The sequence below is a fragment of the Streptomyces noursei genome, assembly GCF_016917755.1.
Classification (GTDB): domain Bacteria; phylum Actinomycetota; class Actinomycetes; order Streptomycetales; family Streptomycetaceae; genus Streptomyces; species Streptomyces yunnanensis.
On record NZ_CP070326.1, the window covers coordinates 6,853,513 to 6,868,044 of the forward strand.

A 14,532-nucleotide genomic window follows, 5' to 3' on the forward strand; every position below is an offset into this window, starting at 1 on the left:
GGGGGCTGGGCGGTCGTGGGGCCGGTGGGGGAGCCCCGTGCGGGGCGCTCGGCCGGCCGCGGCGATCGGTGCCGGCCCGCCGCCGTGCCTCACTCCTGGCCGGCCCGGCCGGCGTCCCCCTCCGACAGTCGCTGGCGGGCCTCCATCAGGGCGAAGCCCAGGAGGTTCAGCCCGCGCCAGCGTGCCGGATCCGCGGCGCGGTCGTCGTCGGCCGCGAGGCCGATGCCCCATATCCGGTCCACGGGGCTGGCCTCCACCAGGACGCGGGAGCCGGTGCCCAGCAGGAACTCCCGCAGCTCCGGATCCTGGCCGAATTTGTGCCGGCTGCCCTCGACGATCAGGGCGAAGCGGTGCTGCCGCCAGACCTCCTCGTCGAAGCCGCGGACCGTCCGCCCGGCGTCCTTGGCCTGCTTGGGGTGGGTGGCGGCGAGGGCCCGGCGCTCGGCGTCCGCGTCGTCGAAGAGCCGGGCCTTGCCGGCCATCATCCAGTGCTCGGCGGTGGCGTAGCGGACGCCGTCGACGGTGAAGGGGGAGGGCCACCACTGGCTGAAACAGCTCGCTCCGATGCCGCCGCCGCGGGGCGGGCGATGCCCCCAGAAGTGGACATACTTGACCCGCTGGCCGGTGGCGGTCAGTGCGATCAGCTCCGTCACCGAGCGCGGTCCGTCGGCGGCGTGAGCGGCGGTGGTCCCCGTGTTGTCGTGCATCATGCCGGGATTCTGTCAGCGGGCACTGACAACGTGTCGGGGGCCCGGGCCACTGAATTCGCAGAATTCGTTGCGTAACCAAAAGGCAACAACGGAATCACTTGTTGGTCGCCTTCTGCTCTGTCAGGATCGGCCATCGATTCCGGTAATAGCTACGCCTGGTAGTGCCCTGAGCGGCCCCGGCGCCCGGCGGAGGAGAGCACCATGGACCAGCGATCCGAAGTGACCGAACGATTCGCCGAGGGCGCGCAATTCATCGCCGGGAGTCTTCGGCGCGGCACCTCCGGCCGCACCCAGGACGTCGTCGACCCGGCCACCGGGGAGACCGTCCTGCGGTACGAACTCGCAGGTACCGGCGATGTGGACGCCGCGGTGGCGGCTGCCGCGCGGGCCTTCCCGGCCTGGGCCGGGGCGACGCCCGGTGAGCGTTCCGACACCCTGCACGGCTTCGCCGCTGCGCTCGCCGAGGACGCCGCGGACCTCGCCGCCGCCGAATCCCTGAACTGCGGAAAGCCCATCAAGCTCAGCAAAGAGTTCGACGTTCCTGGCACGATCGACAACGCCGCGTTCTTCGCCGGTGCCGCCCGCCATCTGGAGGGCAAGGCGGCCGCCGAATACAGCGGCGACCACACCTCGATGATCCGCCGGGAACCGGTCGGCGTGGTCGGTTCCATCGCACCCTGGAACTATCCGCTCCAGATGGCCGCCTGGAAGGTGCTGCCGGCCATCGCCGCGGGCAACACCATCGTCCTCAAGCCCGCCGAGATCACCCCGCTGACCTCGCTGCTGTTCGCGCAGGCCGCGCAGCGCGCCGGGCTCCCCGACGGCGTCCTCAACATCGTCTCCGGCGCCGGCCGGGACGCCGGTGAGCACCTGGTGGGCCACCCCGACGTCGCCATGACCTCCTTCACCGGCTCCACCGCCGTGGGCAAGCGGGTCGCCGAGATCGCCACCGGCACCGTCAAGCGGCTCCACCTGGAGCTCGGCGGCAAGGCCCCGTTCGTGGTCTTCGACGACGCCGACCTGGAGGCCGCGGTCCACGGGGCGGTCGCCGGCGCCCTGATCAATACGGGCCAGGACTGCACCGCGGCCACCCGCGCCTACGTCCAGCGCCCGCTCTACGACGCGTTCGTCAGCGGCGTGGCGGACCTGATGGCGGCCGTGCGGCTGGGCGACCCGTTCGACCCGTCCACCGACCTCGGGCCGCTGATCTCGCACACCCAGCGGGACCGGGTGGCCGGGTTCGTCGAGCGGGCCCGCGGCTACGCCACCGTGGTCACCGGCGGCGAGGCGCCCCAGGGGGAACTGGCCAAGGGCGCCTACTACCGGCCGACGCTGATCGCCGGCGCCGCCCAGGACAGCGAGATCGTGCAGTCCGAGATCTTCGGCCCGGTGCTGGTCGTGCTGCCCTTCGACAGCGACGACGAGGGCCTCGCGCTGGCCAACGACACCCCCTACGGGCTGGCCGCGTCCGCCTGGAGCCGGGACGTCTACCGCACCGGCCGGGCCACCCGCGAGCTCAACGCCGGCTGCGTCTGGATCAACGACCACATCCCGATCATCAGCGAGATGCCGCACGGCGGCGCCAAGGCGTCCGGCTTCGGCAAGGACATGTCGGCGTACTCCTTCGAGGAATACACGCAGGTCAAGCACGTGATGTATGACATCACCGGGGTCGCCAGGAAGGACTGGCACCGGACGATCTTCGGGGACCGCGGCTGACCCCGCCCTAGGGGCGCCCCTCCCACGGGCGTCCCACCCGCCCGCGGCCGGGGCCGCGCACCACCGTCACCACCGGCCGCACGCCGGGCACACCCCTGAAAGGCCACGCGCATGGAGCACCTCGAGCAGCCCGCCGCCGCGGCACCATCGTCGCCGCACGCCCCCTTCTCGACGGCCGAGCTCACCGCCCTGCGCCGCAGCCTGACCACCGGCCGGCTCGCCATGACCCGCCGCTCGCTGCTCCGGGCCGGCGGGGCCCTGGCTGCCGTGGTCGGCGGCTCCGCGGCCCTGTCGGCCTGCGGCATCGCCCCCGCCGGCCGCACCGACGCGGCGCTGACCGTGGACCACTCCACGGCGGAGAAGCGGCTGAACTTCTCCAACTGGACCGAGTACATGGACGTCAGCGACGACGGCAGGCGCCACCCCACGCTGGACGCCTTCCAGCGGCGCACCGGCATCGCCGTGACGTACACCGAGGACATCAACGACAACGACGAGTTCTTCGGCAAGATCCAGGCACAGCTCGCCAACGGCCAGGACACCGGGCGCGACCTGATCGTCCTCACCGACTGGATGTGCGCCCGGATGATCTCGCTCGGCTGGATCCAGCCGCTCGACGCGGACCGCCTGCCGCACGCCCGGGCCAACCTCGCGGCGCAGTTCCGCAACCCCACCTGGGACCCGGGCCGCAAGCACTCCTACGTCTGGCAGAGCATTCCCGCGATCATCGCCTACAACGCCAAGGCCACCGGCGGCCGGAGCGTCGACTCGATCAGCCAGCTGCTGGAGGACCCGCAGCTCAAGGGGCGGGTCGGCTTTCTCTCCGAGATGCGCGACACCGTCGGGCTGACCCTGCTCGACATGGGCAAACGGCCCGAGGACGTCACCGCCGACGACTACGACGCCGCGCTCGCCCGCCTCCAGAAGGGCGTCGACACCAAGCAGATCCGCCGCTTCACCGGCAACGACTACACCAACGACCTGGACAAGGGCGACCTCGCCGCGTGCGTCGCCTGGGCCGGGGACGTCGTCCAACTGCAGAGCGACAACCCCGACATCCGCTACGCCGTCCCCAAGGCCGGCTACATGACCTCCACCGACAACCTGATGGTGCCCAGCAAAGCCCGCCACAAGGGGAACGCCGAACGGCTCATCGACTACTACTACGAGCCGAAGGTCGCGGCCCGGCTCGCCGCGTACATCAACTACGCCTGCCCCGTCGACGGGGTGCGCGCGGAACTCGCCCGGATCGACCGGGAGTTGGCGGAGAACCCGCTGATCCTGCCGGACGAGGAGATGACCGCCCGGTCCCACTCCTTCCGCGCCCTGAACCCTCAGGAGAACAGGGTGTTCAACCAGAAGTTCTCCGACCTCACCGGTGCCTGAGCCGGTCCCGACGGCGCCCGGCCGCACACCGGGCCCGCCCGAGCCGTTCTGCCCCCTTACGACCCACGGGACGACCCATATGACCACTACCTCGACCCCCCAGAGCAGCGGCGGCGACGTCCGCCTGCACCGGATCAGCAAAACCTACGGCTCCTTCACCGCCGTCCACCCGCTCGACCTCACCATCCCCGCCGGGTCCTTCTTCGCGCTGCTGGGCGCCTCCGGCTGCGGCAAGACCACCACCCTGCGCATGATCGCCGGCCTGGAGGAGCCCACCACCGGGACGGTCGAACTCGCCGGCCGGGACGTCACCGCCCTGCCGCCCTACAAGCGCCAGGTCAACACCGTCTTCCAGAACTACGCGCTCTTCCCGCACCTGGACATCTACGAGAACGTCGCCTTCGGACTGCGCCGCCGCGGCATCAAGTCCGTCAAGAAGCAGGTCGAGGAGATGCTCGACCTGGTCCAGCTCGGCCCGATGGCGCGCCGCAAGCCGCAGCAGCTCTCCGGCGGTCAGCAGCAGCGGGTCGCGGTCGCCCGCGCGCTGATCAACCACCCCGAGGTGCTGCTGCTGGACGAACCGCTGGGCGCCCTCGACCTCAAGCTGCGCCGCCAGATGCAGCTGGAGCTCAAGCGCATCCAGACCGAGGTCGGCATCACCTTCGTGCACGTCACCCACGACCAGGAGGAGGCCATGACGATGGCCGACACCGTGGCCGTGATGAACGGCGGCCGGGTCGAACAGCTCGGCGCCCCCGCCGAGTTGTACGAGAACCCCGCCACCACCTTCGTCGCGAACTTCCTGGGCACCTCCAACCTCATCGAGGCCGAGGTCACCGAGGCCGGCGGCACGGAACTCGTCCTGACGGCCGGCGGCGCCACGCTCCGGCTGCCCACCCGGCGATGTAGCACCCCGGCCCGCAAGGGCGAGAAGGTGCTGGCCGGCTTCCGCCCGGAGAAGGTCGTCCTGGCGCACGCCGACGACGCCGCGGCGATACCCGAGGGGCACAACCGGATGGCCGGCCGCGTGAAGATCGCCAGCTTCATCGGCGTCTCCACCCAGTACGTCGTGGACGTCCCCGGCGTCGGTGAACTCTCCGTCTACGAGCAGAACATCGGGCGGGACGGCCGCCTGGTCCCCGGCGCCGACATCGTCCTGCACTGGGAGCCGGAGCACACCTTCGGCCTCGACGCCGACCAGTCCCTGCTCGCCGGGACAGTGGGCGACGCCGGCGCGGACCTCGACGAGGAGGCCGCATGAGCACCACCGAAGCCCCCGCGCCACCGGAGGCGCCCACCGAGGACGCGGCACTGCCGATCCGCAAGACCCCCACCCGCAAGCGCCTGGTCCCCTACTGGCTGCTGCTCCCCGGCATCCTCTGGCTGGTCGTCTTCTTCGCCGCCCCACTCGTCTACCAGGCATCGACCTCCCTCCAGACCGGCTCCCTCGAAGAGGGCTTCAAGCTCACCTGGCACTTCGCCACCTACTGGGACGCGCTGGCCGAATACTGGCCGCAGTTCGTCCGCTCGGTCGGCTACGCGGCGATCGCCACCGTGCTCTGCCTGCTGCTCGGCTACCCCCTGGCGTATCTGATCGCCTTCAAGGCCGGCCGCTGGCGCAACCTCGTGATGATCCTCGTCATCGCCCCGTTCTTCACCAGCTTCCTGATCCGCACTCTGGCCTGGAAGACGATCCTGGCCGACGGCGGCCCGGTGGTCGGCGCGCTCAACGCGCTGCACATCCTGGACGTCACCAGTGCCCTGGGCATCACCGAAGGGCACCGGGTACTGGCCACCCCGCTGGCGGTGGTCTGCGGTCTGACCTACAACTTCCTGCCGTTCATGGTGCTGCCCCTGTACACCTCGCTGGAGCGCATCGACCCACGGTTGCACGAGGCCGCCGGCGACCTCTACGCCCGCCCGGCCACCACCTTCCGCCGGGTCACCTTCCCGCTGTCCATGCCCGGCGTCGTCGCCGGCACCCTGCTGACCTTCATCCCGGCCGCCGGCGACTACATCAACGCCGAGTTGCTGGGCTCCACCGACCAGAAGATGATCGGCAACGTCATCCAGTCGCAGTTCCTGCGGGTCCTGGACTACCCGACCGCCGCCGCGCTCTCCTTCATCCTCATGGCGGCCATCCTCGCCATGGTCACGATCTACATCCGCAAGTCCGGGACGGAGGATCTGGTCTGATGGCGGCAACCGACACCCCCGCGAAGGACCCGGCCGCAACCACGGCCACCGCACCGGCGCCCCGGCGCACCTCCGGCAAGGGCCTGCGCTGGCTGCGCCGCAACCTCGTCACCCTGGCGGGACTGGCCACGCTGGCCTATCTGGTCCTGCCCAACGTCGTGGTGATGGTCTTCTCCTTCAACAAGCCCAACGGGCGCTTCAACTACCAGTGGACGCGGTTCTCCACCGACGCCTGGACCGATCCGTGCGGCGTCGCCGACATGTGCGGCTCGCTCGGGCTGAGCCTGGAGATAGCCGTCTGGGCCACCGTCGGCGCGACCGCCCTCGGCACCATGATCGCGTTCGCGCTGGCCCGCTACCGCTTCCGGGCCCGCGCGGCCGTCAACACCCTGATCTTCCTGCCGATGGCGATGCCCGAGGTCGTCATGGCCGCCTCCCTGGCCACCCTCTTCCTCAACATGGGCATCCGGTTCGGCTTCTGGACGATCCTGATCGCGCACATCATGTTCTGCCTGAGCTTCGTCGTCACCGCCGTCAAGGCCCGCGTGATGAGCATGGACCCGCGGCTCGAACAGGCCGCCCAGGACCTCTACGCCACACCGGTGCAGACCTTCCTGCGGGTGACGCTGCCGATCGCCGCGCCCGGCATCGCCGCCGGCGCCCTGCTCTCCTTCGCGCTCTCCTTCGACGACTTCATCATCACGAACTTCAACGCCGGCTCCACCGTGACCTTCCCCATGTTCGTCTGGGGATCGGCACAGCGGGGCACACCCGTTCAAATCAATGTCATCGGTACGGCGATGTTCCTGGTCGCCGTGCTCTGCGTGTTCGCCGGCCAGACGGCCGGAAACCGACGTAAGCGCAGTAAACGCAGCTAGAGGAGCTGAGAACCATGGCACGAGCTGCCATGAAGACCTCGGGGGTCTCCCCCGTCCATGCGCTGGCCGACGCCGCCCTCACGCCGTTCTGGCTTGAGGACCCGGCCCGGCCGGACACCGAGCCCGCCCTCGTCGGCGACGAGCACTGCGACCTGCTGGTCGTCGGCGGCGGGTACTCAGGACTGTGGACCGCGCTGCTCGCCAAGGAGCGCGACCCGCAGCGTGACGTCGTCCTCATCGAGGGCCAGGAGGTCGGCTGGGCCGCCTCCGGCCGCAACGGCGGCTTCTGCGCCGCCTCCCTCACCCACGGGCTGGGCAACGGACTGGCCCGTTGGCCCGGCGAACTGACCAAGCTGGAGGAGTTGGGCGCCCGCAACCTCGACGCCATCGAGGACGCGGTCGCCCGCCACGGCATCGACTGCGACTTCGAGCGCACCGGCGAGATCGACGTCGCCACCGCCCCGCACCAGGTCGCCGAACTCCACGAGATGGCCGAGGAAGCCGAGCAACTGGGCCTCACCGGCTATGAGTTCCTCGACCGCGAGGCGGTCCGCGCCGAGGTCGCCTCGCCCACCTTCCTGGCCGGCCTGTGGGACCGCACCGGCGTCGCCATGGTGCACCCGGCCAAGCTCGCCTGGGGCCTGAAGCGGGCCTGCCGCTCCCTGGGCGTGCGGATCTACGAGCACACCCCCGGTACCCAACTGTCCTCGCGCGGCGCGGGCATCGCGGTCCGCACGCCCTACGGCCGGGTCTTCGCCCGGCACGCGGCGCTGGCCACCAACGCCTTCCCGTCGCTGGTCAAGCGGCTCCGCCCGTTCGTCGCGCCGGTCTACGACTACGCCCTGATGACCGAGCCGCTCACCGAGCAGCAGCTCGCCGCCATCGGCTGGAAGAACCGGCCCGGCCTGAGCGACAGCGCCAACCACTTCCACTACTTCCGCATCACCGCCGACAACCGCATCCTGTGGGGCGGCTACGACATCATCTACCACTACGGCGGCGACGTCCGGGCCGAGTACGACCACCACCCGGACACCTACCGCAAGCTGGCCGAGCACTTCTTCACCTGCTTCCCCCAGTTGGAGGGCATCCGCTTCACGCACACCTGGGGCGGCGCGATCGACACCTGCTCCCGCTTCTCGGCCTTCTTCGGCACCGCCCACGGCGGCCGGACCGCGTACGCGCTCGGCTACACCGGGCTCGGCGTCGGCGCCACCCGCTTCGGCGCGGAGGTGATGCTGGACCTGCTGTCGGGGGAGCGCACCGAGCGGACCGAGCTGGAGATGGTGCGGAGCAAGCCGCTGCCGTTCCCGCCCGAGCCGGTGCGCTCGCTGGGCATCGGCATCACCCAGTGGTCCATGACCCGCGCCGACGAGAACGGCGGCCGGCGCAACCTGTGGCTCAAGGCCATGGACAAGGTCGGCCTGGGCTTCGACAGCTGATCCGCCGAGTCTGACGGCGCCCGACCGGGGCGGGCGGCCCGCGTGGTCGCCCGCCCTCGCCCGGGTCGGATCGGTCCGGGCACGGACGGTGTTAGTCAACTGTTAGTGGATCAACAGTCGCCCCGGGCAGATTGGTGGTGCGGCGGAAGACCGCCCACCCGACCACGAGGGGACACCCACCATGTCGCACCGCAGCACGCTCCGCCGGGGCCGCACCGCCATCGTCGCCGGCCTGATCGCCACCGCCGCGCTCGGCCTCACCGCCTGCAACGGCACCGGCGGCTCCGACGCCGCCCCGGCCTCGTCCGTCTCCGCCGCGGCCCCCGGCTCCCAGGACGGCAGCACCGGCTCCCAGGGCTCCGGCACCACCACCACCGGCGGGTCGGGCGGTGCGGCCACCGCCTCCGCGCACAGCAGCGGCAGCACGGGCGGCAGCGGCGGGCACGGCGGCCACAAGGGGCAGTCCGGCGACCGGCTCGGCCACTGCACCACCGGCGGGCTGCAGGCCGGCTGGGGCTCGGAGGGCGGCGGCGTGCCGGACATGAAGAGCGACCAGCAGCAGACCGCCGCGGTGTGGCTGAAGAACATCAGCGGCACCCCGTGCAGCATCTCCGGCTTCCCGGGCGTCCAGATCAAGGGCACCGACGGCACCACCTGGGACCTCCAACGCTCGGCCAAGAAGCCGGAGTCGAAGGTGCTGCAGCCGAACGCGCACACCACGTTCACCCTCACCCTGCTGCCCAGCACCCGCGCCGACGACAAGAAGGTCGAGCCCGGCCAGGTGCTGATCACCCCGCCGAACGAGAAGAAGCACTTCCAGCTCCAGTGGCCCTTCGGCGGCGCCATCCTGGACCAGTCCGGCGCCACCCACCCGGGCACCTTCGTCAACCCCGTCAACGTGCCGTAGCCGACGCGCGCCGATCGCCCGCGCGGTGAGGCGAGGCGAGGCGAGGTGGCGATGCGTCAGGTGATCGTCCGGGGTGGGGCTGCGGCGTGTGCGGCGGGGCGCGGGGCGGGTGGTCGAGAGCCGTGCCCCTCGCCGGTCCCGGTGGTGTCAGCCGGCGCCGGCCCCCGGACCCGTGTCCCGGCGGCCGGTCCGGCCGCCGGCCTGGCCGCCGGTCCGTCCGCCCCACCGGTCGCACACCACGCACCACAGCGGCAGCAGCACTCCCGCCAGGCACCAGCCACCGAGCACATCCAGCGGCCAGTGGTAGCCCTGCCGCACCAGCCCCAGCCCGACACCCGCGTTGAGCAGCCCGGTCGCCACCGCGACCAGCCGCGCGGCGAGTGCCGCGACAGCGCGCCGACCGCTCCGCCGCCGCGCGGCCCGGTCGCCCCGCCGTCCCGCGTACGCCCGGATCAGCAGCAGGGCCACCAGCCCGTACGCCACCGCCGCCGTCGCACCGTGTCCGGACGGATAGAACCCCTCGTGCGACCCGGCCATCCGGGGCGGTCCCGGCCGGTCCAGACACACCTTGAACGGGACGACGAGCGCCGGCACGGCGGCCAGGGCCCCCAACGCGGCGACCGGCGGCAGCCACGGCCGCGCCGGACCGCCCGACCCGTTGCCCGCCCCGCGGCGCAGCCGCCACAGCACCCACCCCGCCGCCACCGACAGCACCGGCAGCGCCACCGTCGTATTGCCGAGGTCGGCGAGGAACTGCGCGAGCGGCCCGGGAACGGCGCTCGCCGCCACCTCGCGGCCCCACCGCTCGTCGAGCCCGCGCACCGCCCCGTGGGCCGCCACCTGCCAGGTGACCAGCGCGAAGAGCAGCGCACTGCACAGCGCGACGAGCCCGCACCGGCGCGCCGACCACGCACCACGGGAAGCGGGATCAGGGGAATCGTCGGGACCGTCGGGATCACGGGAACGGCGTGCCCGACCGACGAGCCGTCCCATCACAAGAGACACCCCACATCGTAAAAAGGCAGCCGCTCCGGAACAGGGGGGGGTGGTTCCGGAGCGGCTGCGGGGACCGGTGTGCCGCGCGCCCCGGGGGGTCTGGGGCGGGCGGACATCCGATCGGTGAGGTTTCCCGGAGCCCCTTGTGCCAGGGGTCCCGGTGGTGTGCGCGAGGGCACGGCCAGGTCGAAGCCGGGAAAGCGCCGACCGGGCATCACCCGCAGTCCCCTGCGGGCGGGGTGTTTCTCTCATCTGCAGAAACCGTACGGCACCGGAAGCACGCCCCGTAAGCCGCATCACGTGCCCGCCATTGCCCCCGCACATCTTCTTCACGCCCTCCGTGCGCCCCCCGCCGCCCCGTCGCACGCCCGTCCGAGGAGGCGGCAGGTGAACGGGGCGCGCGCGAACGGGACATGTGAACGGGGCGCGGCCCGGGGCACGGCCTCCGCCGTGCCCCGGGCCGCGCCCGGAAGGTTCCTGCTCGGCTTCACCGCCGCGCGGGGTAGCCCGCTCAGAGGGTGCCGAACGCCGCCTCAAGGATGTCCAGGCCCTCGTTCAGCAGGTCGTCGCCGATCACCAGCGGCGGCAGGAAGCGCAGCACGTTGCCGAACGTGCCGGTCGTCAGGACCAGCAGACCCTCCTGGTGGCACGCCTTGGCGAGCGCCCCGGTGGCCTCCGGGTTCGGGTCCTTGGAACCGGACTTGACCAGCTCGATCGCGATCATCGCGCCGCGGCCGCGGACCTCGCCGATGATGTCGTACTTCTCCTGCATCGCGGTGAGGCGGCCCTTCATGACCTCCTCGATGTGCTTGGCCTTGGCGTTCAGGTCCAGCTCGCGCATGGTCTCGATCGAGCCAAGCGCGGCGGCGCAGGCCACCGGGTTGCCGCCGTAGGTGCCGCCCAGGCCGCCCGCGTGCGCGGCGTCCATGATCTCGGCGCGACCGGTGACGGCCGCCAGCGGCAGGCCGCCCGCGATGCCCTTGGCGGTCGTGATGAGGTCCGGCACGACGCCCTCGTCCTCACACGCGAACCACTGGCCCGTACGGCAGAAGCCGGACTGGATCTCGTCCGCGACGAAGACGATGCCGTTCTCCTTCGCGAAGTCCGCGATGGCCGGGAGGAAGCCCTTGGCCGGCTCGATGAAGCCGCCCTCGCCGAGCACCGGCTCGATGATGATCGCCGCGACGTTCTCCGCGCCGACCTGCTTGGTGATCTGCGTGATCACCTGGTCGGCGGCCTCCTGCGCGCAGTTCTCCGGGCCGGTCAGCCAGCGGTAGGGGTAGGCCAGCGGCACGCGGTAGACCTCGGGCGCGAACGGGCCGAAGCCGTGCTTGTACGGCATGTTCTTCGCGGTCAGCGCCATCGTCAGGTTCGTGCGGCCGTGGTAGCCGTGGTCGAACACGACGACCGCCTGGCGCTTGGTGTACGCACGGGCGATCTTGACGGCGTTCTCGACGGCCTCCGCACCGGAGTTGAACAGCGCGGACTTCTTGGCGTGGTCGCCCGGCGTCAGCTCGGCCAGCTGCTCACAGACCTCGACGTACGGCTCGTACGGCGTGACCATGGCACAGGTGTGGGTGAAGTCCGCGAGCTGCGCGGTGGCCCGGCGGACCACGGCCTCCGCGCTGTTGCCGACCGAGGTCACCGCGATACCGGAGCCGAAGTCGATCAGGGAGTTGCCGTCCACGTCCTCCAGGACACCGCCGCCCGCGCGCTTGACGAAGACGGGCAGCACGGCGCCGACACCGGCGGCCACCGTCTTCTGCTTGCGGGCCCACAGCTCCTGGGACTTGGGGCCGGGGATCGCGGTGACGACGCGACGCTCCTGGGGGAGGGCGGGCCCTCCGGACAGTTCGGTCATGGCAGTCTCCTGGGGGTGGAACACGGACGTACAGAGGTCTTGTTCTCGCAGGTTAGGGGCGGTGGGTCGGGTCTGGCATGTTCCGTTCGGGAGAAGTGCGCGTGTTGCGTTGTCCGCACCGGACATAGCCACGGGGCGCGGCCAGTAAATTGAGCGGCGGCACGCCCGGCGACGGCGCGCCCGCGCGGGCATGACAACGACAGGCCGGCGAACCGACGCGGCAGGCCACGTCTCAAGGGGGACAAGGGGCACCGGATGGACACCGAGGGCACGCAGGACGCACAGCACACCGCCGCAGCTCCGCCGTCCGGGGGGCGGCACCCCGACCCCGCGGTGCCGCGCCCGGCCGAGCCGCCCGCTCCGCCGCGGCCCACCGCGCCGCCGGCCAGGCCGGCCACACCGCCGCCCGCTCCCGCCAAGCCCCCCGCCGGGGCGCAGCCGCCGCTGCTGGGCTGGCTGCGCATGCCGCGCCCGGCCTCCGCGCCCGGCATCTGGACGTACGGCCACCGGCCACGCGCCAAGGAAGAGCCGGAACGGATCCCCCTGCGGCAGCTGATCAGCGGCGCGCTGATCTCGTTCCTGTGCGGCTGGCTGCTGTGGTCCCTGCTGTGGAACGGATACCTCGGCACCTATTGGAGTTGGCCGCTGTTGCTGCTCACACCCGACTCCTGGCGGGCGGCGGGCGGCGACAAGATGGCCTTTGTCTGGGCCTCCTACGTTTACGACGGGCTGGTACTGCTTCTCATCGTCGTCATCTTCGGCCGTCTCGGCCGCTGGCCGGAACTGGTCCGCCGGGTCCTGGGCCCCGTCCGCCGCCTCCGCGACCGTGCCCCCGCGGCCGCGCCCGAACCGGCCAGTGATCCGGCGCAGTGGCCCGAACTCCGGGCGCACGGCGCGCCGGACGCCGCCGACCGGCTCGCCGCCGAGGCCCGCGGCGGCGCGATGAACGACGTGGACGTGGCGCGCATCGGCCGGGCGTGGCGTTCGGTGCGGGCCGGCCGGAACTCCCTGGCCTCCTTCACCGACACCGTCCTGCGGCACGGCGCCGCGGCCTGCGCCCATCCCTCGGGGCAGCGCGACCTGGCCCGTCGTACCGCCCGGCACGACCTGCTCGCGCACCAGGTCCGGATCGGCACCGCGGCCGACCATCCGCGCAATCCGTACCAACACCGGGGCTGCGGCTGCGCGCTGGAGCCCCGGGTGCTGGGCACTTCGCTGCTGGCCGTCGGGCCCGCCGGGAGCGGCAAGACCACCCGGCTGGTGCGTCCGGTCGTGGAGGCGATGTGCCTGCAGGCACTGGCCGGGCAGTGCGCGGTCGTCGCGGTCGGCCCGGCCGGGTCCGCGCTCGGTCCCGACGACGCGTTCGACGTGGTGGTCCGGATCGGCCGCCCCGATCCGGACTGCGACCTCGACCTCTACGGCGGCACCACCGACCCCGACGAGGCGTCCGGCATCCTGGCCGAGGCGCTGGTCGGCGACCTCGCCGAGCAGCTGCCCGGCGGCGACAGCCGGCGCGCGGCGACCGCCCTGGCCCAGCTGCTCGGCCCGTTCCGCGCCGCCCACAGTCGCTTCCCGACCGTGCCCGAGCTGCGCGAACTGCTGGACGGTGCGCCGCCGGCGGTGACCGCGCTGCGCACCGCGCTGGAGGCGTCCGGCGATCAGACCCTGCTGCGCGAACTGGACGCCCGCGCCCGCCAGTCGGAGCGCCCCGGCGATGTCGCCCTCCTCCTCGCGGACCGGATCGCGCTCCTGGACCGACCCGCCTTCGCCGCCTTCTTCGACCCCACGGGGGCCACCCGGCAGGTCTCGCTGCGCGCCCTGGACCACCCGCTCCGGGTCCGCATCGAGCTGCCCGAGCGCGGCCATGCCGAGGCGTCCCGGATCCTCGCCCGGCTGGTCCTGGCCCAGTTCACCGAGTGCGCGGTGGCCCGTGCCGACCGCTCCCTGTTCGCCTGCCTGGTCCTCGACGAGGCCGCGCACACCATCACCGCGGAGGCGCTGCGCGGCCTCCAGCGCCTCCGCTCGGCCAACGCCGGGGCCGTGCTGACCCTGCGATCGCTGGACGACGTGCCCGAGGCGCTGCGCAGTGCGCTGCTCGGCTCGGTCGGCTGTCGGATGGCGTTCGCGGGCGTCACGCCCTGGGACGGGGCGCCGTTCGCCGAGGTGTGGGGCAAGGAATGGGTGGAGACGCGTGATGTGACGGACCGTCAGATCATTGCGCACGGCGCCGGGATGAAGGCGTTCCACATCGTCCGCCAGCTGGTCACCGGCAAGGCGGCGACCTCCAAGGCCATCACCGTGCGCACCGTCGAGCGCGAGCGCTGGTCCGCGTCCGACCTCGCGAACGCGCTGCCGGCCGGGCACGCGGTGCTGTCGGTGACCACCGTCGACGGGGAGCACGCCCCGCCCGTCCTCGTCGACCTCCGCTCCTGACCGC

General features: G+C 72.1%; 11 protein-coding genes. 8 read left to right on the forward strand and 3 right to left on the reverse strand.

Going from position 1 to position 14,532, the window contains the following annotated elements:
• Positions 1-89 precede the first annotated feature (89 nt).
• Positions 90-710, reverse strand: a complete 621-nt coding sequence (locus JNO44_RS30105; RefSeq protein ID WP_205366852.1) for an NADAR family protein — start codon at positions 708-710, stop codon at positions 90-92.
• A 201-nt stretch (positions 711-911) separates the two neighbouring features.
• Here JNO44_RS30105 and JNO44_RS30110 point away from each other — a divergent pair, with 201 nt between their 5' ends.
• The 7 genes from JNO44_RS30110 to JNO44_RS30140 all read left to right on the forward strand — a co-directional run bounded on the left by JNO44_RS30110 (position 912) and on the right by JNO44_RS30140 (position 9,238).
• Positions 912-2,429 carry a gamma-aminobutyraldehyde dehydrogenase gene (locus JNO44_RS30110; RefSeq protein WP_205366853.1) on the forward strand — a complete coding sequence of 506 codons (1,518 nt, stop codon included), beginning with the start codon at positions 912-914 and terminating at the stop codon, positions 2,427-2,429.
• Between the two features lie 111 nt (positions 2,430-2,540).
• Positions 2,541-3,815 carry an ABC transporter substrate-binding protein gene (locus tag JNO44_RS30115; RefSeq protein ID WP_205366854.1) on the forward strand — a complete coding sequence of 425 codons (1,275 nt, stop codon included), beginning with the start codon at positions 2,541-2,543 and terminating at the stop codon, positions 3,813-3,815.
• Positions 3,816-3,894: 79 nt separating this feature from the next.
• Positions 3,895-5,076, forward strand: a complete 1,182-nt coding sequence (locus tag JNO44_RS30120) for an ABC transporter ATP-binding protein (protein ID WP_039632332.1) — start codon at positions 3,895-3,897, stop codon at positions 5,074-5,076.
• Positions 5,073-6,011 carry an ABC transporter permease gene (locus tag JNO44_RS30125; protein ID WP_205366855.1) on the forward strand — a complete coding sequence of 313 codons (939 nt, stop codon included), beginning with the start codon at positions 5,073-5,075 and terminating at the stop codon, positions 6,009-6,011. The genes JNO44_RS30120 and JNO44_RS30125 overlap by 4 nt, the downstream gene beginning before the upstream one ends.
• Complete coding sequence (locus JNO44_RS30130; RefSeq protein WP_240167712.1) at positions 6,011-6,889, forward strand: ABC transporter permease; 879 nt, start codon at positions 6,011-6,013, stop codon at positions 6,887-6,889. Before JNO44_RS30125 ends, JNO44_RS30130 begins: the two co-directional genes overlap by 1 nt.
• A gap of 14 nt (positions 6,890-6,903) precedes the next feature.
• Complete coding sequence (locus tag JNO44_RS30135; protein ID WP_240167713.1) at positions 6,904-8,331, forward strand: NAD(P)/FAD-dependent oxidoreductase; 1,428 nt, start codon at positions 6,904-6,906, stop codon at positions 8,329-8,331.
• Positions 8,332-8,512: 181 nt separating this feature from the next.
• Positions 8,513-9,238, forward strand: a complete 726-nt coding sequence (locus tag JNO44_RS30140) for a DUF4232 domain-containing protein (protein WP_205366856.1) — start codon at positions 8,513-8,515, stop codon at positions 9,236-9,238.
• Positions 9,239-9,385: 147 nt separating this feature from the next.
• Here JNO44_RS30140 and JNO44_RS30145 read toward each other — a convergent pair whose 3' ends face one another.
• Entirely contained in the window at positions 9,386-10,231 is an 846-nt protein-coding gene (locus JNO44_RS30145; RefSeq protein ID WP_205366857.1) for a phosphatase PAP2 family protein, read from the reverse strand.
• 514 nt (positions 10,232-10,745) lie between these two features.
• Positions 10,746-12,095, reverse strand: a complete 1,350-nt coding sequence (gene gabT / locus JNO44_RS30150; protein WP_205366858.1) for a 4-aminobutyrate--2-oxoglutarate transaminase — start codon at positions 12,093-12,095, stop codon at positions 10,746-10,748.
• A gap of 255 nt (positions 12,096-12,350) precedes the next feature.
• Here gabT and JNO44_RS30155 point away from each other — a divergent pair, with 255 nt between their 5' ends.
• Complete coding sequence (locus tag JNO44_RS30155) at positions 12,351-14,528, forward strand: type IV secretory system conjugative DNA transfer family protein (RefSeq protein ID WP_205366859.1); 2,178 nt, start codon at positions 12,351-12,353, stop codon at positions 14,526-14,528.
• Positions 14,529-14,532 lie beyond the last annotated feature (4 nt).

What these genes read in the sequence shown, in the direction of transcription:
- JNO44_RS30110 (WP_205366853.1), top strand. Translation starts at nt 912, where the DNA reads ATGGACCAGCGATCCGAAGTGACCGAACGATTCGCCGAGGGCGCGCAA.
- JNO44_RS30125 (WP_205366855.1), top strand. Translation starts at nt 5,073, where the DNA reads ATGAGCACCACCGAAGCCCCCGCGCCACCGGAGGCGCCCACCGAGGAC.
- JNO44_RS30145 (WP_205366857.1), bottom strand. Translation starts at nt 10,231, where the DNA reads ATGGGACGGCTCGTCGGTCGGGCACGCCGTTCCCGTGATCCCGACGGT.
- JNO44_RS30130 (WP_240167712.1), top strand. Translation starts at nt 6,011, where the DNA reads ATGGCGGCAACCGACACCCCCGCGAAGGACCCGGCCGCAACCACGGCC.
- JNO44_RS30135 (WP_240167713.1), top strand. Translation starts at nt 6,904, where the DNA reads ATGGCACGAGCTGCCATGAAGACCTCGGGGGTCTCCCCCGTCCATGCG.
- JNO44_RS30120 (WP_039632332.1), top strand. Translation starts at nt 3,895, where the DNA reads ATGACCACTACCTCGACCCCCCAGAGCAGCGGCGGCGACGTCCGCCTG.
- JNO44_RS30155 (WP_205366859.1), top strand. Translation starts at nt 12,351, where the DNA reads ATGGACACCGAGGGCACGCAGGACGCACAGCACACCGCCGCAGCTCCG.
- JNO44_RS30115 (WP_205366854.1), top strand. Translation starts at nt 2,541, where the DNA reads ATGGAGCACCTCGAGCAGCCCGCCGCCGCGGCACCATCGTCGCCGCAC.
- JNO44_RS30140 (WP_205366856.1), top strand. Translation starts at nt 8,513, where the DNA reads ATGTCGCACCGCAGCACGCTCCGCCGGGGCCGCACCGCCATCGTCGCC.
- gabT (WP_205366858.1), bottom strand. Translation starts at nt 12,095, where the DNA reads ATGACCGAACTGTCCGGAGGGCCCGCCCTCCCCCAGGAGCGTCGCGTC.
- JNO44_RS30105 (WP_205366852.1), bottom strand. Translation starts at nt 710, where the DNA reads ATGATGCACGACAACACGGGGACCACCGCCGCTCACGCCGCCGACGGA.